Origin of the sequence: Ferrovum myxofaciens (genome assembly GCF_000735045.1) — a bacterium.
Taxonomy (GTDB): Bacteria; Pseudomonadota; Gammaproteobacteria; order Burkholderiales; family Ferrovaceae; genus Ferrovum; species Ferrovum myxofaciens.
Genome location: NZ_JPOQ01000055.1, coordinates 1 through 25,966, shown reverse-complemented (window position 1 = coordinate 25,966; position 25,966 = coordinate 1). Strand labels below are relative to the sequence as shown.

Here is a 25,966-nt window from a genome sequence, read left to right as displayed (position 1 = left end):
TACAGGTTGATCGAACAGTGCATTTCCATGCATCCTATGTCCTTCCGTGAGCTTGTAGCTAATCCCAAGCCAAAAGTTGTGGCGCATGAGTTCGCGGTGTCAGCCAAGCTTCGCCATAAAGCGCCAACTTCGCTGGATATTTCTGTGCCTTCGCACCCATGGAGAAGCTAGGCACAGCACTAAGCTGAATACCCCACATTTTTAATATGAAATCTGGCATTTTTAAAATTGCATAAATTGACCATCAGTCACCCTGCTGATTCCGGCATGCTCACTCCTGTGCGTTTGCGTCCAGAGTCGAGCGGTCATTTAGCGCGTCCCCCCCACTGTCAGGAGGTTCGGCCTTTGCGGACGGTGGAATCCTCCTCAATCTACGTCCGCAAAAAGAAGTTGAGACGATTCACATTGTACCGGCCTTTAACCGATAGAAGGTACTCTCAACTTGATGCCACCATGCCGGAGGAGATTCATCCTTGAGAACGAACTCTCCATCCTCAAAAAAAGCAATGTCCCAGTAGGTATCCAAGTCGTTATCACTCCGATCCTCGCTGTTGTCAAAGAAGATGGCCAGCGTGGCGGCGCGAGCGCCGTGCGAGAAATTCAGCAGCACCCGCTCGTAACGCCCCTCGATCTTGTCTTCGCGGACATTGTGTCCGCCCTTGGCGTGCCGGATGGCCACGCGCGCCTTGGACTTCTCAATCGATTCGAGGCCGACGGCAATGAGCAGCACCAAATAGCCACGGCAACTAGCTTCATTCATGAACCCAACCTTATCCTGCTTGGGATCGGAAAGCACCGTCTCGAAGCTGAAGTTGATCTCCTGGTCGAGGTATTGTTGGCGCAAGCGGGTAGTTTCTTTCACCGCACATTCCTCGAACTCCTCCTTGGAAAGACTGTGCTCACCCAGATCGAGGGTAATGGCCTTCTCAATCTCATCCGGATTGAGGTGTTCAGCCAAGAGGCCAGCGAGGGCGTCAGAGATGCGCTCGCGGTAGATCGTGGTTTTGCCAGCACCATTATGACCGGCGATGACCACCAGCAGGCGCCGGTCCTCTTCGGGGATCTTATGCAAGCGCGCCCGCAATCGCTTCAGAAAGACATCGGCCGGACTCAGATCATCCATTTCGAGACTTGCGCCCAGCACCGAGGCCAGCGAACGCGCCAGTCAGCGCGGTTGCGGCCTGGGTTGCGCGCCCCCCCTCCTCGCGACGCCTGTCAGCCGTGCTGGCGGCGAGCGCCCGGTAGCCGGCCTGCAGGGCATCGTGATCGATTTGGGGGGCCTTGAGAAGGTCGAGCACGGTGTTGCCGGTGGGTAGGAGAGCATGGAGCCAGCGCCCCTTGAGCGGCGGGTAGTTTTGCCATGATTGCGCTACGCCGTAGAGCTGCTTGATGCGGACACGATTCTCATTGGAGCGCACTTGCTCCATGTCAGTGAACTTTATCCACTGGTAGGCTGTTTGTCGTGTGATGCCAAAAACCTCTGCGGTATCGCTGATGTTCATGCCGAAGATGGTACGCACCACGTCCAACACGGATGCCGGGGAGCGCGCGGCCTCGAGATTGAATTCTCGCGCCGCAGGGGCTTCCGGGGAAGAACTGCGATTCTTGATGAAAACAAGGCAAGCGCCGGTCGTCGCGATATGACCTTTCCATGAATTTGGAGCGGCGGGGCTCAACAGATCCCACACGCGTGGAACGCCTTGGAAAGGGACAGACTGTGCTTTGACCATGACACTTCCGGTCCCTTCTTCATAAAGGCGGCGCATGTCACCCTGACGGATCACAAAATTACGGTTGGCCAACGCTTGTGAATTGTGCATTCTATCCTCCTTATGTCTGCTTGCCTGTCCATTCGGCCTCGGCTTCAACTGTGATAATACTGCTAAATGCCTTGCAAATATCGTCGCGAAGACGTTGGAATACCTCGGCGATTTCTCCTGCCTGCAACCGGCGAGAATCAATACGCCAGCGGTCGATATCCAGAACTGCCGATGGTCCTTCAGTGTATTTCTCCAACAAGGCTGGAGGCAGCAGGACCAAACCATCGAGATCCGGTGGCAGGGAGGGTGGCGCGAAGCCCCGTCCATACTGGACGCGCATTGCCCCATCGACCCCCCTAGGATATTCGTGGCTCATGAATGCTGTTTGGGCGATTTCGCCGAAAACGTCGGTCGAGTGGCCGAATCCGTCCTTGAAGTAGTCCTCGGGCTTCTTGCCGGTGGTGGGGATGATAAAGTCCACGTAGCGCAAACCTAGCCGCTGCACTTTGATGCCGCCAGCGGCGCACAGACAGTCCAGCATGGATCGCCATTCCGCGAGGAAGTGTGGCGAATCCTTGTAGAGGGAAGTGGTGTAGGTCATCACTCCGTTCTGAAGACGCAAAGCGCTGCGATTATCGTCGCTACGCAACTCGCGGCCGACCTCGCTTTCGTTCGCTTTGGATTCCCCTTCCTGGACGGGTGCGTTGCCAAATACAAGCGACACCTGGCGCACTGCTTTCATGGCAGGGAAGCGCTCGCGCAACGCAGCCTTGAGGCGTGCAGCAACGTCCTTGTACTCGGTATCGATTTCGGGATCAAAACGGACTTGCGCCAGGACAAGGGCCAACGGCGCATTGGGCCACTTGCCCAGCGCCTGATTGTGATTGCTCACGGTCATATCTCCTATTGTATGAGTGGGATGTTACTTCTATTTTCGTTAATCATACACATTACTTGACATTTTTGAAGCGCAATCGTACTATTAGACACGATATCATACAGTCAATGTGAATTACACTGCATGCGAGCGACAACCCTTCATCCCATTAAGGAGAAAGAAATGAGCGATTCCAACACCAGTCAGGCTCCCGGTCAGAATAAGACCGTCACCATCATCGTCAATGGCCGCCCGCGTGAGGTAACTGGCAAGACCGTTTCCTACGAGGAGATCGTCAAGCTGGCGTTCCCAGACGATCCGTCCAACCAGGACATCGACTTCACTGTCGCCTATGCCAACCCCCATGGAAAGGACGGCGAACTGGTCGCCGGTCAGGACGTTCATGTAAAAGAAGGGATGGTGTTCAATGTCACTAAGACCAATCGTTCTTGACCCCGATATCCAATCCCTTCAACACGAGGGGCTGAGCGTAGAAGTGGCTCAGGGGCACCTACTGGTGCATAAGGTGCCCTACGTCAATGCAAGCGGAAAGGTGGCCCGCGGCATCATGGTCACCGACCTATCCGGCAACCTCGAGGCTCTGAACAAGCCACGCGACCACCAGATCTGGTTCGTAGGCGATGTTCCCTGCCACGCCAACGGCACGCCGATCAGGTCGCTCAACCGCTCCGAAAACGGACGCGATCTCTGGCTAGGTTTTGCAGTAGATCACCGCTTTTCCTGCAAACCCACGGGGCAACCGGACTTTCCGTTGACACACTCAGCCAAGATCCGCCACTATCTCTCGCTGATTGCCCCTGAGGCCAAGGCCGTCGATCCGGAGGCGACGCCCTATGTGTTCGAACCCCTGGTTTCATTCGACCCAGAACAGATATTTAACTACTGGGACACCGCTTCGACCCGTGTCGGCATCCTGGCCGTGACGGCGAAACTCGCGCATCACCGCGTGGCTATCGTCGGCTTAGGGGGTACCGGAAGTTATGTTCTAGACCTGATGGCCAAGACGCCCGTGCGCGAAATTCACCTCTTCGATGGCGATCAGTTCGAGCAGCACAGCGCCTTCCGAGCCCCCGGCGCTGCCTCAATTGAAGACATCACGGCCAGAAAGCCCAAGGTCGAATACTTCACCGCCATCTACGCAAGGATGCACAAGGGAATCCATCCGCATCCGTTCTACCTCGACGATGAGAACCTGTCCAAACTGGACAAGTTCAACTTCGTGTTCCTGTGCGTCGACAAGGGCGGCGTGCGCAGGATATTGGGCGAATACCTCATCGCACGCGGCATTCCGTTTGTTGACACCGGGATGGAGCTGACCGTGTTGCCCGAGGCAAACGCCATTCTGGGCACCTGCCGAGCAACCTTGTGCACTGCAGGGAAGTCGGACCATTTCAGCCGCACACCACAAGGCGATGCGCAGGGAGATGATCTCTACCGCAGCAACATTCAGGTCGCAGATATGAACATGCTAAATGCCGTCCTCGCAGTGCAATTGTGGAAAAAGCACTGCAATTTCTACCTTGACCACTGGAAACCGCACCACCACACCTATTCAATTGACTCTGCATCCCTGACACGCAGCGAAGAAACACGGAACCTCCACCGCTGATCGCGCTCAACCGCCATGAAGATTAAACAAATTACGCCAGAAACCGTCGAATTTATTCCGGATCGCATCGAAGAAGGCGTACTCTATATCAGCGACCGATACCACACGGCTGTTCATAAGTGCTGCTGCGGATGCGGGAAAGAAGTTGTGACGCCGCTGTCGCCGGCAGAATGGTCGGTCAAGCGAAATAGCAATCGGGTATCGCTATGGCCCTCGATCGGCAACTGGAGTTATCCATGTCGCTCACACTACGTAATACAGGATAGTCGCGTAATTGAAGCAAAGGCAATGACGAATCGACAGATTCAGCGTGTAAAAGTAAATGATCGCGCCGATAAAGCCGCTCAAATCCGCCGTACGAATCACGCGAAGGAGGTGGCCGCGATAGTCTCAAAACCAAACGCCCAAATTACACCTACTCACAAATGGAAACCGAGTATAAACTGGCTGCAGCACCTGATTCGCTGGTGGAAGTCACTTTAGCGAATCGCCACAACTTTTATAGATATGTCTGAGGACTGCTTCGATCCCCAGAGCGGTCGTTGTCATAAACGGAATGGAACATCAGCAGTGGCCGAGCAGTGTGAATTGGTCTTCCGGCAGGCTCTTTCCGGCAGGTGACGAAATTTGCAGATGGTGGTCTCATCCGGGCCAGCCTTCCGGCCCAGATCGACACCCACAAACCGCCGCATGGCAGTGAGTTATGCGGAGTTTTTTCAGTCGCCGGATCAGACAGGTTGAACCGCTGCTGAATAAATCAGATGCGCAACATGCGTTCCAGCCTAACCGGATACCTGTCAATTACATGCTGTAAAATGGTATACCATATTTCTGAAAATGATTGAATATGTTCCCATCATACTGATTTGTCGTATGTAATTATGATATACAAATAATATTTAAAAATTCACCCGATATTTTTCACAAATAATTGGCACTAGACAATTCCGATAAATGCGCACACAATGGACCGGATCCATCATGCCATGGGTGCCGCATGGAACAGATCGAGAGAGACAGTCCACTACCGAGCCTCATCTCCAGTGCAGATGACCCGGAAATTTCCCTTTCAGAATGTGATTCGACGCCAGAACGATATCGGTTGGTAGAGACGCCCTTTTCAAAGATCATTGGCATTGACAAAAAAATCCTTGAGATCACTGAAGAAGTAGCAGTCGAATTCATGTTGCGAATGGATCTTCAGTTTTGGGATAGAAACGCTTTGAGGGCGTATTTGAACAGCAATCCATTCATGGTGCGTAAGTCAACTGACGGTTTTTTCTGCATTGGGGGTTTTCGCCGGTTCAGGTTGGCTCAATACCTCTATGAGGAAAGCAAAGATCAACCCGTTACTGTAATCCTCAGAAGCGGAAAACTTTCTTCCAAAGAACGCATGAATATTGTCGCTCAAGAGATCTTTATTCATGCGGCGGTCGAACGGGCGGACAGGAAGGATTCACCCGCTTACTACAAATTGTGGACCGAGCAATTGCAAACGAAGGTCTCTCTGCTCACGGGAAGGAGGGATGGTGATTTTGACAAGGCCATGGGGTTCCTGCCACGCAACAAAAAACGATCCCATACAAAATGCAATTCGTAAAACCCGCGAATAGTCCGACCATAGCGGCTCTTGGTCAAAGGGTTCAAGAAGCAGGGTATTCAGCCGATGATTTACGCAAACTGCTCTGGTTGATCAATGCACATCCCGACCTGCTGGGTTTTGGGCAAATTTCAGAAAACTTGTATACAATTTTTTCCAGCGTCCCATTCCAGTCGATCAATCCCCAGGATCACACATGGGCAAACCAGATGTCCGGTTGGAGGGACATTGTGGATTGGGTAAACCAGAATTTGGAAACCTTGTCAGTTACGCCAGAACTTTCTTTTCTCTACGTTCATCCCAGCCAAAAAAACATTCGCCACCCCTTGAGCCGCTCTGGTCTTACGCGTCATGGATTATATGCATCGCTCTGGAATCGGCATGAAAGCGGTGATGGGATTCTTTCTGGATCACCTCATTGTATTCATTATCAATGTCTACAAGCTCAGTTTTGCATTGCCCACATGACAGCACTGATGCTTCACTCAACACAGGACGAATACGAACATCACGATCAAGACCAGGAGTTTTGCGGCAAACCCATCCATATCTACCCGGCTTCATTTGTAATCAGGGAATTGAGTTGGAATAAGTACTCGTCGATGCTGAACGCAATGGCTCCAGAGACCGACTTTAACGATTTTCAGAAAAATCTGGAAACTCTTGCCAATAAAAGAACTGCGATACCCGGTGTTTCCGCTAGTGATGCACAAAACTTTATTTCAAAAACTTCCAGTTATCTGACTCATGTAGCCGAAGAACTTAGAACAGGAAAGACACTGACTTCCTCAACGGTACCGATCAGAAGTGGGGGAAGTGGAGGTGGAAAGATCCATCATGGCTTTGTCAATATCAATAGCCATGTTTTTCGATCTCAATCCAAACCGGAAGATTATGGACTCGAACCTGAACTTGGTTCAGTCGATATTGTTTTCCTGAGAAATGAGGAAAGCGATCTGGAAGAGGAACGATCGGGAGAGGCGCCACGGGAACTCTCAAGGCCAGTGTTAGCATTGTATTCTCCCGAGGAATTTGGCGGTGCCATGGGACGCGCACGTTATGCCGAGCGGATAAAAACTACGGCTGCCCAGCGTTTCATGTGGGATGACAATCAGCTGACAGCCACGGAAATTTCCAGATTGAAATCCGGCCTGGATGAAATATGGAATCATCACACAACCCTGACCAGACCAAAAGGTAAAGAAACGGACTTTTGCCAAGGATCACTGCTGGTTGAAGTCATGCTTTGCTTTGGAGTTTCTCTGGAGAGCGCCAGGAATCTTCGACTCAGAAAATTTGATACCAACCCTGTCGCCGAGTTTGCTTTGCTTGTGCGAGCAGATGACAACGGAGATGATCAGGTTTTTGGATGGAGAATTCCCAGTGTCAGGCCGAATTATCAGACACACGCTCCAATAGAACTTTCAGTTCACAATAGAAACATGGTGGAGTCCTTTGTGGTTCCAGATATGACTGGGTTGGGTGACAGGATCCTTGCTTTTCTGAATCGAACACATCGCACCCACGAGCGGATATTTTCGTTTGAACCGAAGACTGCCTTGGATAATTTCAAAAGTGTGGTTTCGACGCTTGGTGATGACTCCAGATTCAATGAAGGGCGAGTTACTCGCGCGTTGGGGAATCAGGTGATGGGCCAGACGGGTGACCAAACCCTGGCCTGGTGCGTTTCAGGGAATACCCTCAAAGGAAACGAACCACGAATGTTCTACACGGTTTATCCAGTTCAGCGTCTCGTTGAAGGATATATTGAGGGAATTCACAAGTTGTTTGGCCTTCTTCCTGGCGACAAAAATCTGTTCCCCACCGATTCACTTGGGTATATTGGCGCCCGATTTGTGGTCAGATCAGAAATAGTCAAGAAATGTTTGGCATCGATCAAGGAGAAGATGCAATCGAAACCCAACCCTGTAAATTTTCCTGAGATTGTCCAATATCACAATTACTTTACCCTCTACACATGGCTGGTCCAAGCCTTTTGTAGTGCGTTTCGAGCCATCAATAATCCCAGTGAACTGCTGGAGCAAATGGAAATCACCTTCGGGGTTCACAGTCTGTCAGACAAGGAGGGAATTCACAGAGATCGAGCTCGTCCAATATTTTTGCCACAACTTCTGAAAACCCAACTGTCTCATTATCAACATCACCGGGATTATCTGGTCAATAGTCTTGGCCTTCACGATGGAATACAGTCAGGTCTCAAGGGTCAACTTCGTCTGTTTTCACTGGATAACCGACATAAGCCTGAAATATTGACGAGATCTTGGATTGAAAGCGAGTTGGAACAGTTGGGGTTTGCACTTCCTGGAAATTTTCATCGTGCATTTTTGCGCTCTGAACTGCTTGAATCAGGTTGCCCAAGTCAGGTCGTCGACGCATTTCTGGGGCATGCCCATAAAGGGGAGAGCCCTTTTGATGCCTACTCCAGTTTCGATTATCAGAATTTCAAAGAGACTTTGACTTCATATCTGGACACCCTCTTCAAAAACATCGGGCTTGATCCCATTTATAGTCATCTTTCCCCCACTTTTATTTCAAGAACCTATTTCGGTGCTTCATGAAACTGACCGCCGAACTACTGCCCCATGAAAAAGGTTTTGATGTTTGGCTTAGGCAGCAGAATCATGTTGTTGCCAAACTGATTTTAAATCCAGATCCCAATGTTCAAACCCAGGAGTCTGATGCCAGACAGTTTGAGGACATCATTCTTGCCGAACTGCAACCCACGGGAGGGAACAAATCGACAATCATCGCCTGGTTGCGAATTGCCTATCAACGCATTTCTTATCTGAATGCTCAGAACTTGGCAAAAATTCATCCCATCAGGTTGGCGGTGGACATTCCACCACCGCGCAGCCCGTTTATTGTTGAACGAATCATGTTGATCGAACGGGCAGAGAAATGGCGTGAGGCACTGTTTTCCTGGCTGAAAACTCATGGTACTGCAGCTACTGCCGAACAACTCAGGTCTGCTGCCATGCTGAGTTCTGCGTTGTGCGGCTGTCTACTGGACCCCCGCAAGATTCTCGGACTACATCATATTTTTGGCAGTCCCCTGAAAAGATCGGGAGCCTTGACCTATGTGGAATTCGCGCTTCCGTATCGAAACCTGACGGGCAATCTAAATCAGCGCTGGTTCCCTGACCCGATCACCGAAATGTTGATCGTGAGGGGAATTGATCCTCTGAGCCCCTCCGCACCTTCTTCGAACCGGAACATCTTTAATCAACTGCGTCAGTTTATGAAAGCAATGGGAATCTCCAAGAATTTGCTGCCAAGTTCATTGGCTGCGCTGACGGAAACCAGTTCCATTTACTGGGAGTCCAGAGGTGCCCAGGTTGATATCCGCTATGCCCGTAATCGGTTCATTTCCCAGTCCCTCAAAAGTGAAGTATGGCTGAGGCTCAACCGTGGGATTGATCAAAAATCAGAAGCTTTTCATTCTGCAAGCCACCCATCAACCACTTCTGTAGGCGTAGAAGTGCGTGATGACACTGTCCTGGGAAATAATTCGGATGAGATCCATGCTGTCCAGAATGACCAAAATTCTCTGATCACATGGTGGCCAGAACTTCTGGATAAATTGGATTCAATCTCCACCGTTGGTCAATCCAGAGCCGGCATCAAGGTTGGTTGTGAAGCCATACTCAGTGCTTTGAGTAGTGATCTTCCAACTTATTTCCAGATCTACACCGAATGGCTGCTTGCCATGCTGGATGGAGCATCTTCCAGTGGAAACCCATTGCAACCAGAGACCATTCTGGGTTATTTCAAACAAGTGACTCCGGCCATGCTCAGTGTGTTTGGAACACAAGAACTCCATGTGAATGTGGGAGCAGAGCGCGTTGTGGAAAGTTACGGCACTATTCTGGAACTCATTCCTGCGGGAATACGCCGGGTCACACTGGCCAAAGGGATGAGGGAACTTCACGAACATCTCGTGAGGCATTATCAGTTCGACCCAGTCGATCCCGTTGATACTTTTGGTAAGGAAGCCGAAGTGGCAGTGGTAGAAGCCAGAATTATCTCGGTCGATGAATATTACCGTGCTGATTCGGTCTTGAAGGGATACATTTTTCAGCAAATATCCCCACATCTGATCAATGCGGCACGTTTGGCCCTCACCCTGGCCTTCAGGACAGGTATGCGTCGCATGGAGATTTTCATGCTGAGGTTGAGTGACATCCACCTTGAGAAGTCTGGGGACATTCTGGTCCGGCCTCATGCCCAACGGCGATTGAAGAGCATTTCATCCCGCCGCAGAATTCCCATTTGCGCTCTGATGGAACCCGATGAACTGGAGCGATTGAATCAGTGGATAATCCAAAGGGAGCCAAAAGCCAGCAATGAGAATTCGGAATGGCTGTTTGCATTACCTACTGGTGACATGGTTTCCATTGAAGGGGCGGTGGATCTCATTCATCGTGCCCTGCGGGAAGTCACCGGAGAGGGTGACCTACATTTGCACCACCTCAGACACTCATTTGCAACCTGGACATACCTGAAACTCAGATCAGTTGCCTATCCAAAATTGGCAGACCTGTTTCAGCATCTCCAAAAAACTCATGCCTACCTCTCAAAACCCCAAGAACTGCGGAATCAACTGATTCCCGGAAAGCATTCAATTCCCTCCCGTAGTGACGCCTACTGTGTCTCCAGGCTTCTTGGTCATTCTGGGCCAAATATATCACTCAACCATTACATTCACAGCACAGACCTGCTGATCTATGGCATGACTTGTCGCAATGCTGAACAGATGGAAGGGCCTGTACTGATCGGGGCTTCGGGGTTGCCTGCGCGCAGTGGGTTTCGTTATCTGACGAAATCAAAATTCTGCTTGATGGAGAAATTCAGGGCGAGAAATTCCGGACAGTACATTCTGGATCCGTTGTCTACGCCAGACAAGAAAAATGCACATTCGAAAAATTTAACTACCGTTCGGTCACAGAGTTCCACCGATTCCACATCCACCTTTGGACAAGATTTTATCAAAGATTTTGAATCCGCATGGCGGGTGCTTCGTCTTCATGATGATGGTGCCGACACTCCCACCATTGTCAAAGAACAGGGGTTGCAGGAGTCCGAAGTCACAAGGATCATTGATGCTGCTCGACCCTTTGCCCAGAAAATCGGACTGTCAAAGTCACTGAAAAATTTCCACCGTCAATTAGCGCCACCTCTTCCTGAAGGGGAGCGAGAAAGGTTATTTCATGCCAATCTTCTTTCGGCATTGTCCCACTTAAAAACCAGCGACCCTGCCCTTCTGGCCGAAGGACTGAGTATCCATCTGGACAATTTCAGTTCCCACAAGCGGGATGTGATTTTCAGAAATCCTGAGAATGCTGCCCATGCCCTAAAATATCTCAAGTTTCTGAAGAAGATCGGGTTTGGTTCTGAAAGTATCCAGATAATCTCTCGCGCCAAACCCGGCGAAGTCACTTCACTGAATCGATGGATCAAGGCATTGATCCTGCCACCCACCATCCATATAAAACATATCGCTCCCCCTAATGTAACAAAAACAGCCTATGAGAAATGGATTGGGATTCAGGTTGTGGACCCTCGAACAGGCAGAGGAAATCATTTGCTGTTAGCGGGGAATATGATGCTGGCGAGGTTGGTATCCTGAAAAGCGACGCTCCTTCACTGGTCGGCTACGTTTTCTGAAAGCCGGTTCTCGTATGTTATCCACCACAAAACCTTATAGAGCCCATTTTTATTTGGAAATGGCTATTCACTCTCGAATCCCTGGCTGGAGAATTTCAATGTCCTGCCATTCTCGGTCACGGTGCGCACCACCGTATCCGGGGCTCCTTCTGGGATCTGGGCTTCGATTTCGAGTGTGACAGTGACCGATGCGCCCATGAGACCCACCAAGTGGGCGATGACTTCCTCGGCAACTTTTCCGGCATCCCGCCCCACACGAGCAGAGTCGAGTGTGACGCAGCCGTGGAATCGACGGGGCCTTGAGGCTGATATGGCAGTGGGATTATGGGGTGAGACGGTTTGATGATTTTCTGCTGCGCCACCATCTCCAGCGTGTTCGATTGTCGTAACAGGTGGAACCGAACGTTCTGACTGGAGTTGAAGTGCCGCAACCCCCCGTATTACCACGAGACTGGTTGAATGAGGGTCGGTGAGATTTACCATTTTTCCGACAGTCAGTCCGCGATAGCGTTGGGTACTTTCGTCAAAGCAATCGGCAAGGCCAAAACCATCCTGCTCCCAGGTCAGCAAATTGATTCCATCGTCGATGGCCTTCAGTAACACCATGAAATCTTTGAGACGAGGCAGATAAAGATAACGAGCAAAATCTTCCACCAACTGTTTCACAGCCACATGATTTCCACGCCACAGAGGCACGCGATCCAGTTCCATGGTCAGCATGGAAGGGGCAATACTGGTGAGAAAAAGTCCGTCAATACGCAGTTTCTTGCTGACGCGCAACGCCAGAGCATCGTTTCCGGTCAAGCGCAGAGTTTCCCAAGTAGCAAGGGACTGCGGGGTGGATTGGCTGGGCACCAATAACCATTGATAGGTTTCAGGCAGACGGGCAATGATTACCTTATCTGCACTGTCCAATTGCTGTTCGACCTGTTTCTTTTGGTGGTTGGACAAATCAAGGGTGTCTTTGTCATCCTGAATCGATTTCCAGGCCAAGTATTTGCGGGCGGCTTCGTCCAGGTCCTGCAGCCGGTTTTTATCAGCAGCCAGAAAAACCAGTGTATTTCTGTAAAGCCGAGGGGTATTGCCTCGGGTTTCCAGCATCGCTTGAGCCGCCATTTCGGCTGGACTATGGGCATCTCTGGTGTAAGCATGGTCTATGCCTAGAACGACCAGACGCCCGTCCAACTCATCCGGAATATCTGCTCCCGAGTGGGGCCATAGGTGAATTCGCGTAAACTCTCCGCGCTTTTCCAAATCCTGACGCAAACGGCGACCAATTTCTTCAGCCACTTTGTCCGGGTCGCGTTTTAATTGTTCCGCCCGATCTTCAGCCAGTTTGGTGACCGTGGGTTGAGTGGAATACCAGTAGTGGGGGCCATCCTGATAAAGATAAGTGGCTGCGCCAGCCATGCGCCGCAGGGCATCCCCAAAAGTGGCAGGAGGCTCTCCAGGCATGACGCATCCCAATTTGACACGCCGGTCTTCGATGCCTTTATGGGCTGCCGCGGTCGTCGGAGCGGATCCGAGATAAATGGTCCGAGCCACCCGTCTGCAGGCAGAATATTTCCCCAGATTGGGTAATTCGCTGTCCAACCGCAGGGGTAAGGATTGGGGTCCATCCACATCCTTTTCAATGACGGGAACCCAGTTGTCGGAAAGATAGCGCGTCAATTCCGACTGGACGCGGGGATCATCAATGGAGATATTGGCAGGCAGAATAAGGGGGCTACGATCTCCTTTTTCCCACAGGCTGTGGATGACTGCTGCCATTAACCGCAATACCCCCCGCGTGCGCTGAAATTTGATCAAAGTGGACCAATCCGTGTAGAGACGATCAAAAATCTCCGGGTGAATAGGGTAGGCGGCCTTGATGCGCTGTTCATAATCAGGGCTGCGACATTCCAAGGGAAATTCCGCATGCTGGGTTTGGTAGAAATCGGCAAAGGCGCGGGCCACCACATCCCGATCCTTGAAGTGTTGGGGGTCGGTCATGGGCTGGAACAAGCGACGACGCACGATTTCAAAACCTTCTTCGGCACTGGCCGGGCGCCAGGAGGATTCCAGACGGCCCACCACATTGCGTAATCGATCCAGAGCCTCACGCCCACGGGTTCCGCCCACTTCCACATCATCGGCCTGGGTGTGGGGGGACCCTGATGTATCCGAGGCGGGCAGGCTGATCACGAGGAGACATTGCCTGGCCAGTTTGGCGGATTCTGTCAGCACCTGGGCGAAGGTGAACTGGGTTTCGAATCCCCCGGCGGGCAGGTCGCTCTGGTCGTGGAGTTGGCGGGCATAAGCCACCCACTCATCCACCAAAATGATGCAAGGACCGTAGTCGTTGAATAACTCGCGCAGGACATCCCCCGGACTGGTGGCGTTTTCATCGTCGGCCTGAATTCGGGCATAAGCCGGTTTTCCTCCCAGTTGCCACGCCAATTCTCCCCACAGGGTGCGGACCGTTGTCCCATCCGGTTTGACCGAGGGATTGCCGGGAGAAATTTTGTTGCCCACCAATACGACACGCCGAGCCCTGGGTAAACTTGTTACACCGGCAACTTGCATGACATTGTCCACGCCCACCAGCTCGGCTGGGGTAATTCCGGAAAACAGGTGATACAACGCCAGCATGGAGTGGGTCTTTCCACCCCCGAAGTTGGTTTGCAGTTGGATGACCGGGTCTCCTCCTCCAGTCGTGAGACGTCGCATGGCGCCCACCAGCATGGTCTTGAGGCTTTCGGTCAGATAAGTCCGCCGAAAGAATTCTGCCGGGTCCCGATACTCCGGAGTTCCTTCGCCCAAATGGACTTGCCACAGATCCGCCGCAAATTCGGCCTGCTGATAGCGACCACTGGCCACATCCTCATGGGGAATCACCACTTCCCGCCAGGGTTTGAGTCCCGTACCTCCGCCGCTTTCGATAGCGGAACCCGCAGTCTTGCGTTTTTCACTGCGCGCCTGCTCATCGAATCGCACACGCAGCAACTCTGTTTTCATTTTTTCAATTTCGTCGGACTGCGGTGCCGATATGGCAGACAGTAACCGTCCCGCCGAATCAAGTGCGCGGTAAGCATCATCGCCCGAAAAAGTTTGCTGGTGCGCCCAGCCATTACGCACCGCCAGAATCTCATTCACCAGACTGCGCTCACTTTTGCCCAATATCTGCCGGAACACCTCCCCCCACCTGCGGTCCATGACCACCAGCAACGCGGCAACATCATTGGGTAAGTCGCCTTTTCCTGCGCCCAAACGGGTATCAGAGAGGAGGTCCTTCACTTCGAAAGCCCAACTGTCTCCGTACTTCGCTTTAAATTCCCGCTCGACAAACGGCCCTAGGCCAATTTTCAGGAGTTCAAGCGCCTTGCTGATGCGTTCGTGGTTGGTGATTGCCATGTCTTCGATTCCCTTGTGCCCTATTTCTTCTTCTTCACGCCGCCCTTACGCTTGAGCCCCAGTCCTGCCAAGTATAAGTCGGGAGCGTCCAATCGACCGTCGGGCCGGCGGCGGAATATGCCGAGTTGCAACAAATAATCGAGCAACTCACGGCTTTCGAATGGTGGTAGCATTGCGCCCTTTGCTCCTGATAGTCCCTCCATCAACTTGATCGCATCCTTCTCGGCGTAAGGCACAAGTGGATCGTCACTTAGTTTTCTTTTGATCGCTTCCAGCCAGGGCCATTCGTCCAGCGATTGGGTAACATGGTCGTCTGATACGCGATCAAGCGCACGTCGCAAAGATGCGGGCTCCAGTAAGCGTGGCGACCTCAATGTGCTGAAGTGCTGCAATTCCAGGCGTGCGGCCTCCTCCATCAACCGCACAAACGGACGCGGATAGCCGCGACCCAATCCATCGCGTACATGGTCGAGAAGCCAGCGATAAACCAACCCTTTTTTCTGGTTTGCACCCATGTAGACACCGACCATACGTTCTACCACCGGGCGGGCGTCCTGCCATGTTTGTAACTTCGGAATCCAGCCGAGCGATGAATCATCGCTCCATGACACGCCTTTGATGGACAGCACATAACCGGACAGAGCATCGTCCACATTGGCCATGCGTTTGAGTAACTGGCCATAAAGGTCGCGGTCACTCCACACCAATTCCACGCGCCCGGCTGCGAGTTTGGCCAAGTCTGCGCCACCAGCCTTGGCGTGCCGTTCATACAAGTCGGAGCGCAGAAACAACTTGGCACGGATGCGGCGCCAACGGCGCGCATAGGCGGCCCACAATGCCACCAGGCCACGAACACCGGCTTCGACCAACTTCCAATCGCCATTGCCGAGCGTGTCCAGTTCGTCGTATGTCGCGAACAGATAGCGGCCTTGGTTCGCCAGTTGCTCGTCCAGACGATCCAATACTACGACCGGCTTTGTTCCCAACTCGCGGAAAGCGCGGTGAATGGCTTCGACATCTGCCGCTTCGGGCACACTCAATGGTCTTACATCAGCTTGACCTTGAGCGTCCAGTTTGTCATATAGAGCGCGCACCAGATAAGCGAACCACAGTTCGCGCAACATCTCCGTGCTGTCGCCCGCACTTTGCATAAAAGTGCGCAAACCGATGCCTTCAAAGCCTTTGATTCCTGCTGGATATACGCGTAACCATTGCGAATCACCTTCCGGGAGACGCACGGCTGGCGCATAAGGTTTCACCGCATCGAACAACGCGGCGTCAGACAGTACGCGCGCGATCTCCGTCTTACCCGAACCGCGCGGACCTACCACCAGCACCACATCAGGGTCAAGCAGACGCAAGTGCTCAGCAACGGGATAGTAGCCTAGCCCAATCCTGTTTATGGGGGAGCCTTCTGCCCTGCCCACACTACCGATATTCTGTAGCGTCTGTAACAGGGTACGACGCTCTTCGTCCCACTGCTTGCTCATGCTTCCGGCTCCGTCAGAAAGCGGTTTACGATGCGTTCGACAATTGGTGGATAGGGACCACTGCACAGTGCATCGGTAACCTCAGCGATATCCCCAAAGTTTGCCAATTTACTGTCGTAGTCCACAGGCATTGGCGCATGCGGCGCGTCTTGGCTGTCCTTGTCTTCAACAGTCCAGAAACAATCTTGATCGGCCTCATCGTCGGCAAGATAATACCGCGTATCAAACTCCTCATCGGCACGACCGGCAAATTGTGTCTTCGCAACCTTGCCAAGATCGCCTGAAGGCACCATTGCTTGCACGAGGAGCACTTCGGCTTGCGAGCGATCATCCAACACCCGTGCCGTGCCCAGACGATCAAGCACCAAGGTTAGTCCTTGCCAACTTTGATCGTTTGTCGTTCCCAGCAACACATGCAGGTGCGCAATGCCGGAAAGCAACTGCCCTGCTGGCTCGGAGATGCCAGTGCGCGCATCGAGCAGTATCCAGTGCGGCTTAAGTTCTTTACTGACCCGCGAGAGCAATTTCCAGAGTCCGCTTTCGTGGGCTTCGGGTGCTTCTTCCAGATCGACGCGCGCTAACTTGTCGGCATAATGTTCGTCCATGTAGCCGGACGGAAAAACCACGATCTCGCCACTTCCTGATACACGGTCGCAACGATGGTAATAGTCAGATAACGGCGCATCGGCCGGTGATCGTTCCAACAGGAAATCGACCACCCCCCAACGAGCAGTCTTTCCCTCGGCATCTGCGGAAAGTAATCGTCCTATGCCCGGCGAATCCAGATCGAAATCAAGTACGCAGACACGCTCGCCCAAGTGCGCCCGCTGGATCGCGAACGAGGCAAGGAGCGTGCTACGGCCGAGACCGCCCTTAAACGAATAAAAAACGATGATGGGAGGGCCAGCACGGGGAGCAACCCAGGGAGGATTGACCGGCTTGGTGATGAACCAGGCCGTACGGCTGCGGTGACGGTCAAGGACGCGCAAGCGTGGTTCGTCGGCATCAATCCGCGCCATTTCCCATCCGGTTTCGTAAACCTTCCGAGTTACCGGATCGAGCCTCTCGATACACAGCAACTCATCTGACCACCATGCACCACATTGGGTTGCAAGGTCCTGCTCAATTTTGCTTTTATCGAGTTCGCAACAGGCCCAGAGTATCAGTCGCAATTTTCCGAACAGATCTGCGATCAGCATCACCTGGATCTGTGGTTGTTGGTTTGCGATCCAGGCTTTTGCCTGAGCGATGGCGAACTCTTTGGCTTCGTCGAAATGAATGAATGGCATTAGATCACCCCATCAAGTTGCATTTGGGCAATTGTTTCCAGAAAGATATCATTGGCGATGTTGACCCATGCTTGTGCATCATGAGTTGACATGCATGGCGACTGATAACGCATTTCAGGTTTCCATTGCACCAGCGCGGACGACAGTACACCGCGGGTTGTCGTCTTGAAGTAGCGGGCCGTCTTTGCATCCGCTATGGAGGCCAGGCCTGCAACCGTTTTGGCAAGCTCGTTCAAGTTATGGCCGTCCTTCCTTGTCCATGGCATTGGATTGTCCAGAGGGACTCCTACCTCGAGCAACCACAAACTCTTGAGCGCGCATTCCACCACATAGCCGCTCAAATATGCCGACCCATCGGCACGACTCTGACTGAGCAAGGCTTGCGCATCCAGCAAGTGTTTGAGCGCAGCGTCGGGATGATCATCCCCTATCGGGGTGCGCAGTTTGGACATCGCTCAGGTCTCCCTTTTGTCGAATAGATCGTCGGTGCCCGGCACGGTGGCGCGGGGTTTTTCACGGGCCAGACGCGCGATTTCCGGCCAACTTTGTACCAGGGCATTGTAAGCCAAGGCTTCTGTGGCGCGCTTCTTTCTTTCGCACAGGGCAAACAGACGATAACAAAGTTCCCGCGCCACTTCAGCATGTGATCCGAGTTGGCGCACCAGGATTGCTGCCGCTGCTTCACCCTGACCTTCCAGCACGCGGATCAACTGATGAACCATCTCCCACGCCGTGAGGCGACGATCTTTCTCCGGATTCCAATCTGGCGGCAATTCAGCCGGAGTCAAAAGATGCACTTTACCCCCACGAGACACCAGAATATGGGCCTCCACCAAGCCCGTGACACTGGTATTCTTGGCCTTGGAGAGGGTTTCTGCTACTCCGTAATCCCCTTCGTCGAAGCCAAACTGCTCGAACCAGGCCAAAGCCCAGCGACTATCCGCATCGAAGTCCCCTTCCTGTTCTGCCAGTGCTTCATCCAACACCTGATTGATCAGGGACAGAGCTTCCCGCACCGACAAAGGCTTTCCTTCGGCATCCAGCACCTTGGAATACCGGGTATACACCCCCATCCCCGGCCCAATGGCGGCCTGGGCCAAATCCACCGGAGCGATGTTTCCCGCTTGCAAATGCGCCAAGGCCGCAGGCAACTCAGCCTTCAATACCGCCATAAACTCGCGCCGCGTTGCCACCGAGGCATTTGCCCCACGGGGACGACAGACCAGAACGATGCTGGAAGCCAGGGCGTTGGTTCCCTGCCCAATCATTCGACTATCATTCTCTGTCCGCATTGGCCAAGTGCCACTGATAGCAAATCCGGCTTCAATGACGGCAGCCAAGAAGGTATCCCAGCCAGTATTGGTCGTTCCTTCAGCACCATCGCTTTCGGACTGTTTGAAGGCGTAATAGATCGTGACCGGGTAAGCCGGATGTGCCTGCTCAGCCAGTCGATGCATGGCTTGGGTCATGCCCTCCAGAAAGAAGGTTTCAGCCTTTTGCTTGCTCCCATGTCGATAGGGTGTCGCCACCAATTCTTCAGTCTTGGGGACTGCCATGGTTTGAAAGAGTTCGGGAAAAACCGGGCGCAATGACCGACGCAACCAGACATAGAAGAAATCCGAAAGATCAGCATAACCGATATTGTCGTAGTAAGGTGGGTCAGTAGAAATGACTTTTCTAATCGACAATTCTTGTCGTCCTGCATCTAATTGTTTTGCGTAACCATATGCCTTCTCTGAAACAACCTGAAATGCCTTTGCAAAAGCCTTGACGATCCCATCGACAAATACAATCCATGCTCCGGAACTTTCTCCGAGTGAATTTCCCTCGGCAAAGTCCCATATCATTGGAATTGCTTGGCGTCCGAATAACTGTCGAGGGCACTGAGCGACTGGTTCCCATCTGCAGAGACTGTTCGAAAGGTCGGCTTGCTTGCTTAGTGCAAATGTTAAATAAACCCCCACAGCCTCGGCATAGGCTGTGGCCCCCAGTCCACCCTGATCCAATCCTTTGCCATCATCGGGCATTCCGGCGTTGATGGCATGGGTTTTGATGAAGTCAAGCGCTTCAGTCACCAAGTCAGAAAATGTCGTCAACGCCACCAACTGGCGGGGGGAGAAGAGGTCGCCCCAAGATGTAAGTCCGTAGGGCGTACAGTTTCCGCCGGTCATTCGGGTTGCAATTTCTCCCTCGGGCCGCCAGGTTGGTTTTGCCTCTTGTGCGGTTGCATCATGCTCCGGCGTTGGCGCGAGATAGACCCGTCCGCGAGCTCCTTCGGCAACAATGGTCATTAATCGCACGCCCATGCGTCCAGCCTTCCCCTCGGCCTTGATATAGTCGCCGGAGATGGGTGTACCAGACATCAGGCACTTGAAGTTCGCACCGCGCGAGAGCTTGGTGCCGTTCTTCGCACCCTCCGCATCCTGCGGCTTGCCCACTTTCACCGTGAATCGGTAACTTTTCCCTTCGATGACGGGTTCCACATAGGCTTCTTTGCCGGGTTTGGTGGAGAGCATGAAGGTGGAAGCGAGGGGGACATCCACCTGAGCAAAAGCCGGGTTGGGGCTTTTGACGGTTCTAGCCCAGAGCCAGGCGATGACGGTAAGGGCTTTCCCCTCGTAGGGTTTGAGATCAGGACGATCCTGGACCATTTCCGGGGTGATGGTGATCTTGGGGTACAGGTGGCCGATGCGTTTCTCGGCCTCGTCGCGCATCCACTGGCCGTAATAACGCACATCCTCGGCCAATCCTGTCGCCCCTGACCAGGATTTGTCCATCTGGTTTTTTTGTTTCTGCCCGTCAGGATTGACAGGGGCCTTGCTGGCAAACTTTGGGGGAATTTCGATCATGGCCTTGTTGATCAAGACCGCCACTGGGTTGAGGTCACTGGCATAACTTTCGAGTCCCAACCGTTGGGCTTCCAGGGGAAGAGCTCCACCCCCTGCGAAGGGGTCGTGAAAGGCAGGCAGGTGATGCCGATCAAACAATTCCTGTGCTTTGGGATGGTCGGCGTTCTCGGCACAGGTGCGACGCCAACTCTGCCAGATTTCATTGCGTGCGGCTTGCAGGACGGTTTCGTTGGTGGTGTTTTCCCATAGCACCAGATCCTCGATGATCTTGAACAACCGGTTTCTTTCCTTTTCCTGCTTCTCTTTCGTCGGAAAAAGATCGGGATGGGCGGAAGGATCATCCACCATTTGGGCAAAGATCACCGCTCGTGCCGCCGCCAAGGGTCGTCGTGCCCACCACAGGTGCAGGGTGGAGGGATGACCGTGCCGGATAGATTTTTCACGGGCCGCGGCTTTGTTGATGGCTTCGAGCGGGAGGGCGACTTCGATCAGTTTTCTTTTCATGGGGGGCTTATTGGGAGGAGACGGACTGGAGATGAAGAAGCAATGTTTGCACGGTGGTGTAAGGATTATAACGGTTGCTTTCGCCTCGCTCGGTCAGCCAGTGGGCATTGGCAAGGGCCGTGTCCAGGTGGTCAATCAGGTGTTTCGATATTTCTTTATCGGTTTTTTCATAGCGTGGAAGATGCGAACAAACACGCTGGATGACTTCATGGCAACTGCCAAACGAAGCATCTGTTCGTTCAAAGTGGAGCAGAATCCAGACTTCAAAACAGGGAATCAAGAGGCGGGTAATGGGTGAGCGTGCCATGGAGGTTACAAGTCCCCAACGAAGGGAATGGCTCCGTAGCGCCCCATGAGACATCCTTTAATAATTGTTTTATTGGTCATGATAGGGTCCCAGCGCGCGTCAACAAATCAGAAAAATCGTAATTGACGCTGATGGCTCCAAAGTCAGGTTCCAGTTTGAAAGGTTGGCGCACATAGTGAACCTGGTGCGTCCCGTTTTCCATGAACTCCACAATTGCCAGGATAAAATCATCCGGTTTATTGAGGGAATAGAGAATCTCATTGCGTGTGACCGTCAGGGTGGTTGCATGAGTGGTGCGGCCCTTGACTTCGATGAAGCGAAGTTTGCCGGTGCCCGGCACCCGGCTTTCTATGTCATAACCCAACTTTTCCAATTCTCGGTCAATGGGTTGATACCCCAGAGAGCGTTCCATCTCCATGATGATGGAGCGGGCATGTGCAGCCACGGCCAACTTGTCGGTAGTGGATGAAGAAACAGCAATCCCCTGCATGGACTGGATCAGTCCTTTGGGAATCACCACCACGCCACCCAAGACCACGGGGGGTAGCGGGGAGAGTTGAGTTTCAAGGCGCAATTCTTCGAGTCTCTTATGCAAGCGTCCCTGCAACAGATCGGCCCGTTTCCGAGCCTCTGAAGAATTGAGCCGTGCATTGATTTTACCGGCTCGTTCCTGCAGTTTGAGTTCTTCTGCACGGTGATCCCAATAGTTGATTTCCTTGGTGAGCCGATCCTTGACAGCCGCTTCCGTCTTGGTGAGGATGCCCAATTTGGTGCTTTTGATTTCAGATAAGTGCTCTGGAACGATATGGGTAATGGCATAACCCTGGACTTGATCTTCGAGTTCGCGGGTAATCCATTGTGTTTCTTTGTGGGCCAGTAAGGCTTCCATGGTGGGATCGTCTGTCGTCAGCGGGCGATAATCCAGGTAAGGGGCATAGTTGACATGCCGCGCTTTACCCTCTGCATCCAATTCCACATAAAGGATGCGTTTGGAAACCAGATGACGGCTACCATCCCGATTCAAACTGGCATCCTGAATGGAGTGTTCAAGGTAAAACAGAACCCGCGGTTGAGTCCCCTGGTCATTCTCATCGACCAGCAGGGCTCCTCGCTTCAGAAGATCACGATGGCGTTCCAGGGTCAGATCAATGACCGCATCCAGCACCGGATGCCCAGGGCAGACAAATGCCGCTAGGGGTTGGCCCGGAGGAGCAATGAGGGATTTCTCAAAGGTAATGCGTTCGTAACGGGGTAATACGGGTTCCCCGATTCCGATGAGCCGGTCACGGTGGCGCACCGGAGCGGGCATATGGGTAATTTCAAAACGGCGTGATTCCCGCTGTTTGGCTTGTCCGCCCAGATGCTTGAATGCTTCCAGGAAAAATGATTCGATGTAGTGAGGTTGGAGGCGCCGCACATCGGCCCTTTCCATGTCTTCCCGTATACGTTGAACCGCACTGGCATCCATGGAGTCATGGCACAACTGTCGTTCCTCGAGGAGGGAGCGGATATGCTCACCATCCAGAGTGGTCTCCATCGCAGTCGAGAGGAATGCCTGAATCTCGGGCCGTTCCCCAAAGCGAATGGCTTCGATCAGCAAATCGCGCAGGGACATGACCTTGCCATTGGCCTCGAAGGCCAACTTGCCTAGCACATCGAAGACTTGTCCCCCCAGGGCTTGACGGGCTTCTTCCAGTTTATCCAGCAAGCGGCGATAAACATCTCCTTCGCGAGTATCATCCGCCACCAGATTCCACAGGTAGCAGACTTCCGTTTGACCAATCCGGTGAATTCGACCGAAGCGTTGCTCCAGCCGATTGGGATTCCAGGGCAGATCGTAATTCACCATCAGGTGGGCGCGTTGCAGGTTGATACCCTCACCTGCAGCATCGGTGGCCAGAAGAATCAGCACGGTAGGGTCATGGCGAAAAGACTCCTGCACCTTGAGTCGATCTTCCCGTCCTGTGCCTCCATGGATGGTGACCACAGCTTCCTGTCTTCCCAAATATCGGGTTATACGATCTTCCAGATAGTTCAGCGTGTCTCGATGTTCAGTGAAAATTACCAGTTTTTGATGGGGCGAAGGCTTAGGTGGGGGAATTTCTCCCGCGCCATAGGGGGAGGTGATTTCACCGACTTCCAGAGGAGATCCCATAGGAGCAAAGATTTCTCCCAGCAACCCGGAAAGTTGGGTCCATTTCGTGTCGTTACCACTGCGCCTCAAGGTCAGGGCCTGCCGTTCCAGATCGTTGAGTATTTCAATTTCCAACTTCAGTTCCGTGATAGAGCGTGCCGCCGTCGCTTGATCGAGTATGGTTTCCTCTACCTCTTCGACTTCAGTGTCTGGAGCCTCCTCCAGATCGCTCACTTCTTCAGCATCCAGGGTGGGCGTTGTAACGGAGAGTGCGAGGGACACCTGCTCGGCGCGCTGCAACAATTCCAATTCCCGCAACTTGCTTTCCAACCGTTCACGGCGACGGCGCAGAGATTGGTAAATCGCCTCCGGAGAGGATGCCAGTCGGCGCTGCAGGATGGTCAGGGCAAATCCGACGGTGCCGGCCCGTTTGTCGTTTTCCAAGGCTTCAGCACGGTTGAATTCATTGCGCACATACTCCGTGACGGCCCCGTATAAGGCGGCTTCCTGCGGGGAAAGATGGTAAGGAACCGTGTAGGCCATACGCAGGGGAAAAAGAGGAGTATTGTCGAACTTGCGCAAATTCTCCTTTACCATCCGCCGCATGAGATCGGATACTTCGGCAGAATGAACTCCTTCCCGGTATTTGCCTTCGAAGCGATCACCATCAAGCAGAGCCATGAACAGTTGGAAGTCGGCCTCTTTGCCATTGTGCGGAGTGGCAGACATCAACAAAAAATGACGCGTCAAGCTGGAAAGTAATTGTCCCAGATGGTAACGCTTGGTGTATTTCACCTCCCCCCCAAAAAGCGTGGCGGACATCTTGTGTGCTTCATCGCATACCACCAGATCCCAACGACAGTCAGGAGCCTGCAATTTCATTTGGACTTCTTCGTTACGGGCCAGTTTGTCGAGACGGGCAATAACCAGATTGGTTTCAAGAAACCAATTGCCCGTTCGCGCAGCCTCGAGTTTATCGTTGGTCAGAATCTCAAAGGGTAAATGGAAACGACGATACAACTCATCCTGCCATTGTTCGGCAAGGCTACCGGGACAGACGATCAAGCAACGCTGTAAATCCCCACGGGCCACCAACTCCTTGATCAGCAAACCGGCCATGATGGTTTTACCCGCTCCGGGATCATCTGCCAGCAAAAACCTCAGGGGTTGCCGAGGCAGCATATGTTCATACACTGCCGTAATCTGGTGCGGAAGGGGATCGACCAGCGAGGTATGAACCGCTAAAACGGGGTCAAACAAGTGTGCCAAGCGGATACGTTGGGCCTCGGAAACAAGCCGGAATAAGGCACCATCTCCATCGAAACTCCATGGCCGTCCCTGTTCCACGAGATCAAGGCGGGGTTCGGCATCACGGTAGAGCAGTTCGTTGGCGACTTTTCCGTTGGGCGTTTTATAGGTGAGTTCAAGAGCCTCAGAACCGAACCATTTCACATTGATTACCGTCACCAGAGTATCTGGGACGATCCCACGCACGGAGGCATTGGGGGTGAGTTGTTCCAGTTTTAGCATAGATATCTAGGGTCGAGGCGGTACACCAAGCGATTCGATGATAGGGCATTGTACCCTCACAGTCGAGGTCATGAATGATGATTTGAACCCTATACCATCAATACTTACAGAAGTATGGTGCTGATTTGACCTACAACCGCCTGGCAGAAATTTTTCAATGTGGATTGTGTCTCCACACTTCGGCCAATGCTGACGGTCACGCCCGTCTATACTCAATTAACTTTGAGTGACCGCTTCGGAGCAGGCAATTCGAGATTCTGATCGAGTACAATGTGCCATGAGGAGACGGCGGCCTCACCTTGTTCGACCGGCTGCAATATGGCGAACAGTCGTCATTCAGTGGCTTGATGGATGGGGATTTTCACAGCCTCAACGTTAAATTGAGGGGCTGGCGTAGCCAGTCCCATTCGAATGTAAGGTTATCTTTCGCCTCATCTTATAATGCCATCCCTGAAGATCGATTTTTTCGTCCCTTTCTGAAGATATTCAACAACGCCAATCAGTTCTTTAGAAAAGTCTATTTCAATTGGCGTGTCAATGGGCTTTTCAATGGAGTATTCGATCTTGTAGGACGCGATCTTTAACTTTAAATCTTTGTAATAAATAAAAGCGTTCTCGAATTTCACTTCCGTCTCGAACACCCCGTGCTCTTTACAATCCAGAGGTGCAAGTTTGTTAGCCAGCTCATGGAGAGAATACTTTTGATCGGTAATTAAATCCTCAATAAATATTTCATCCTGATTATGTCTCTATCTCAGGCCGCACTGGATAACTGTACAGATATACAGTATTCTGACCTCTTGCGAAAACCGTTTGAGGTGAACCATGGCGATCAACAGTATCCAGTTTCAGAAGGGGTTGTCGATGAGTGAATTCATCGCGCACTATGGGCGTGAGGATCAGTGCGAAGCCGCTTTC

At 52.5% G+C, this 25,966-nt stretch carries 16 protein-coding genes and 2 pseudogenes; 7 read left to right on the top strand and 11 right to left on the bottom strand.

Features of this window, described 5'->3' with window-relative positions; translation table 11 throughout:
• A pseudogene (locus IV91_RS17900) lies at positions 1 to 171 on the top strand (IS1595-like element ISCARN11 family transposase); the annotation flags it as partial.
• 229 nt (positions 172 to 400) lie between these two features.
• Here IV91_RS17900 and IV91_RS16790 read toward each other — a convergent pair.
• Genes IV91_RS16790 through IV91_RS0107745 form a run of 3 tightly spaced genes read right to left on the bottom strand, consistent with a single transcriptional unit; the run spans position 401 to position 2,652 of the window.
• Positions 401 to 1,123: a zeta toxin family protein gene (locus IV91_RS16790; RefSeq protein ID WP_051862325.1), complete on the bottom strand. Its 723-nt coding sequence runs from the start codon at positions 1,121 to 1,123 to the stop codon at positions 401 to 403.
• Positions 1,116 to 1,820, bottom strand: coding sequence for a helix-turn-helix domain-containing protein (locus tag IV91_RS0107750; RefSeq protein WP_031597375.1), 705 nt, complete (start codon positions 1,818 to 1,820; stop codon positions 1,116 to 1,118). Before IV91_RS0107750 ends, IV91_RS16790 begins: the two co-directional genes overlap by 8 nt.
• A gap of 10 nt (positions 1,821 to 1,830) precedes the next feature.
• Positions 1,831 to 2,652, bottom strand: coding sequence for a TIGR04255 family protein (locus IV91_RS0107745; protein ID WP_160171547.1), 822 nt, complete (start codon positions 2,650 to 2,652; stop codon positions 1,831 to 1,833).
• 168 nt (positions 2,653 to 2,820) lie between these two features.
• Between IV91_RS0107745 and IV91_RS0107740 the strand changes: the two genes are divergently transcribed.
• Genes IV91_RS0107740 through IV91_RS17895 form a run of 3 tightly spaced genes read left to right on the top strand, consistent with a single transcriptional unit; the run spans position 2,821 to position 4,750 of the window.
• Positions 2,821 to 3,090 carry a multiubiquitin domain-containing protein gene (locus IV91_RS0107740; RefSeq protein ID WP_031597371.1) on the top strand — a complete coding sequence of 90 codons (270 nt, stop codon included), beginning with the start codon at positions 2,821 to 2,823 and terminating at the stop codon, positions 3,088 to 3,090.
• On the top strand, positions 3,065 to 4,267 hold the full coding sequence (locus tag IV91_RS0107735) for a ThiF family adenylyltransferase (protein WP_031597369.1): 1,203 nt from the start codon (positions 3,065 to 3,067) through the stop codon (positions 4,265 to 4,267). Before IV91_RS0107740 ends, IV91_RS0107735 begins: the two co-directional genes overlap by 26 nt.
• A gap of 15 nt (positions 4,268 to 4,282) precedes the next feature.
• Entirely contained in the window at positions 4,283 to 4,750 is a 468-nt protein-coding gene (locus IV91_RS17895) for a DUF6527 family protein (protein ID WP_150112424.1), read from the top strand.
• A gap of 122 nt (positions 4,751 to 4,872) precedes the next feature.
• Here IV91_RS17895 and IV91_RS19125 read toward each other — a convergent pair.
• Positions 4,873 to 5,063, bottom strand: a pseudogene (locus tag IV91_RS19125) (transposase); the annotation flags it as partial.
• Positions 5,064 to 5,264: 201 nt separating this feature from the next.
• Between IV91_RS19125 and IV91_RS0107725 the strand changes: the two are divergent.
• The 3 genes from IV91_RS0107725 (at position 5,265) to IV91_RS0107715 (ending at position 11,514) form a co-directional block, all read left to right on the top strand.
• Positions 5,265 to 5,867, top strand: a complete 603-nt coding sequence (locus IV91_RS0107725) for a hypothetical protein (protein ID WP_031597365.1) — start codon at positions 5,265 to 5,267, stop codon at positions 5,865 to 5,867.
• Positions 5,868 to 6,097: 230 nt separating this feature from the next.
• Positions 6,098 to 8,446, top strand: coding sequence for a hypothetical protein (locus tag IV91_RS0107720; protein ID WP_160171546.1), 2,349 nt, complete (start codon positions 6,098 to 6,100; stop codon positions 8,444 to 8,446).
• Positions 8,443 to 11,514, top strand: coding sequence for a tyrosine-type recombinase/integrase (locus IV91_RS0107715; protein WP_031597362.1), 3,072 nt, complete (start codon positions 8,443 to 8,445; stop codon positions 11,512 to 11,514). Before IV91_RS0107720 ends, IV91_RS0107715 begins: the two co-directional genes overlap by 4 nt.
• A gap of 101 nt (positions 11,515 to 11,615) precedes the next feature.
• Here the strand turns inward: IV91_RS0107715 and IV91_RS0107710 are convergent, their stop codons facing one another.
• From IV91_RS0107710 to IV91_RS0107680, 7 genes are all read right to left on the bottom strand, one after another.
• A complete protein-coding gene (locus tag IV91_RS0107710; RefSeq protein ID WP_031597360.1) occupies positions 11,616 to 14,945 on the bottom strand; it encodes a Swt1 family HEPN domain-containing protein in 3,330 nt (1,109 codons plus the stop codon).
• Positions 14,946 to 14,965: 20 nt separating this feature from the next.
• Entirely contained in the window at positions 14,966 to 16,435 is a 1,470-nt protein-coding gene (locus IV91_RS0107705) for a hypothetical protein (RefSeq protein ID WP_031597359.1), read from the bottom strand.
• Complete coding sequence (locus IV91_RS0107700; RefSeq protein ID WP_031597358.1) at positions 16,432 to 17,724, bottom strand: KGGVGR-motif variant AAA ATPase; 1,293 nt, start codon at positions 17,722 to 17,724, stop codon at positions 16,432 to 16,434. Before IV91_RS0107700 ends, IV91_RS0107705 begins: the two co-directional genes overlap by 4 nt.
• The gene (locus IV91_RS0107695) at positions 17,724 to 18,176 is read right to left on the bottom strand and encodes a hypothetical protein (RefSeq protein WP_031597357.1); all 453 of its coding nucleotides are present in this window, start codon (positions 18,174 to 18,176) and stop codon (positions 17,724 to 17,726) included. The genes IV91_RS0107700 and IV91_RS0107695 overlap by 1 nt, the downstream gene beginning before the upstream one ends.
• 3 nt (positions 18,177 to 18,179) lie before the next feature.
• Positions 18,180 to 21,077 (bottom strand): DUF1156 domain-containing protein, encoded by a 2,898-nt coding sequence (locus IV91_RS0107690; protein WP_031597356.1) that lies wholly within the window; start codon positions 21,075 to 21,077, stop codon positions 18,180 to 18,182.
• A gap of 7 nt (positions 21,078 to 21,084) precedes the next feature.
• Positions 21,085 to 21,384: an RloB domain-containing protein gene (locus IV91_RS0107685; RefSeq protein WP_031597355.1), complete on the bottom strand. Its 300-nt coding sequence runs from the start codon at positions 21,382 to 21,384 to the stop codon at positions 21,085 to 21,087.
• A 76-nt stretch (positions 21,385 to 21,460) separates the two neighbouring features.
• Positions 21,461 to 25,048, bottom strand: coding sequence for a helicase-related protein (locus IV91_RS0107680; RefSeq protein WP_031597354.1), 3,588 nt, complete (start codon positions 25,046 to 25,048; stop codon positions 21,461 to 21,463).
• Positions 25,049 to 25,966 lie beyond the last annotated feature (918 nt).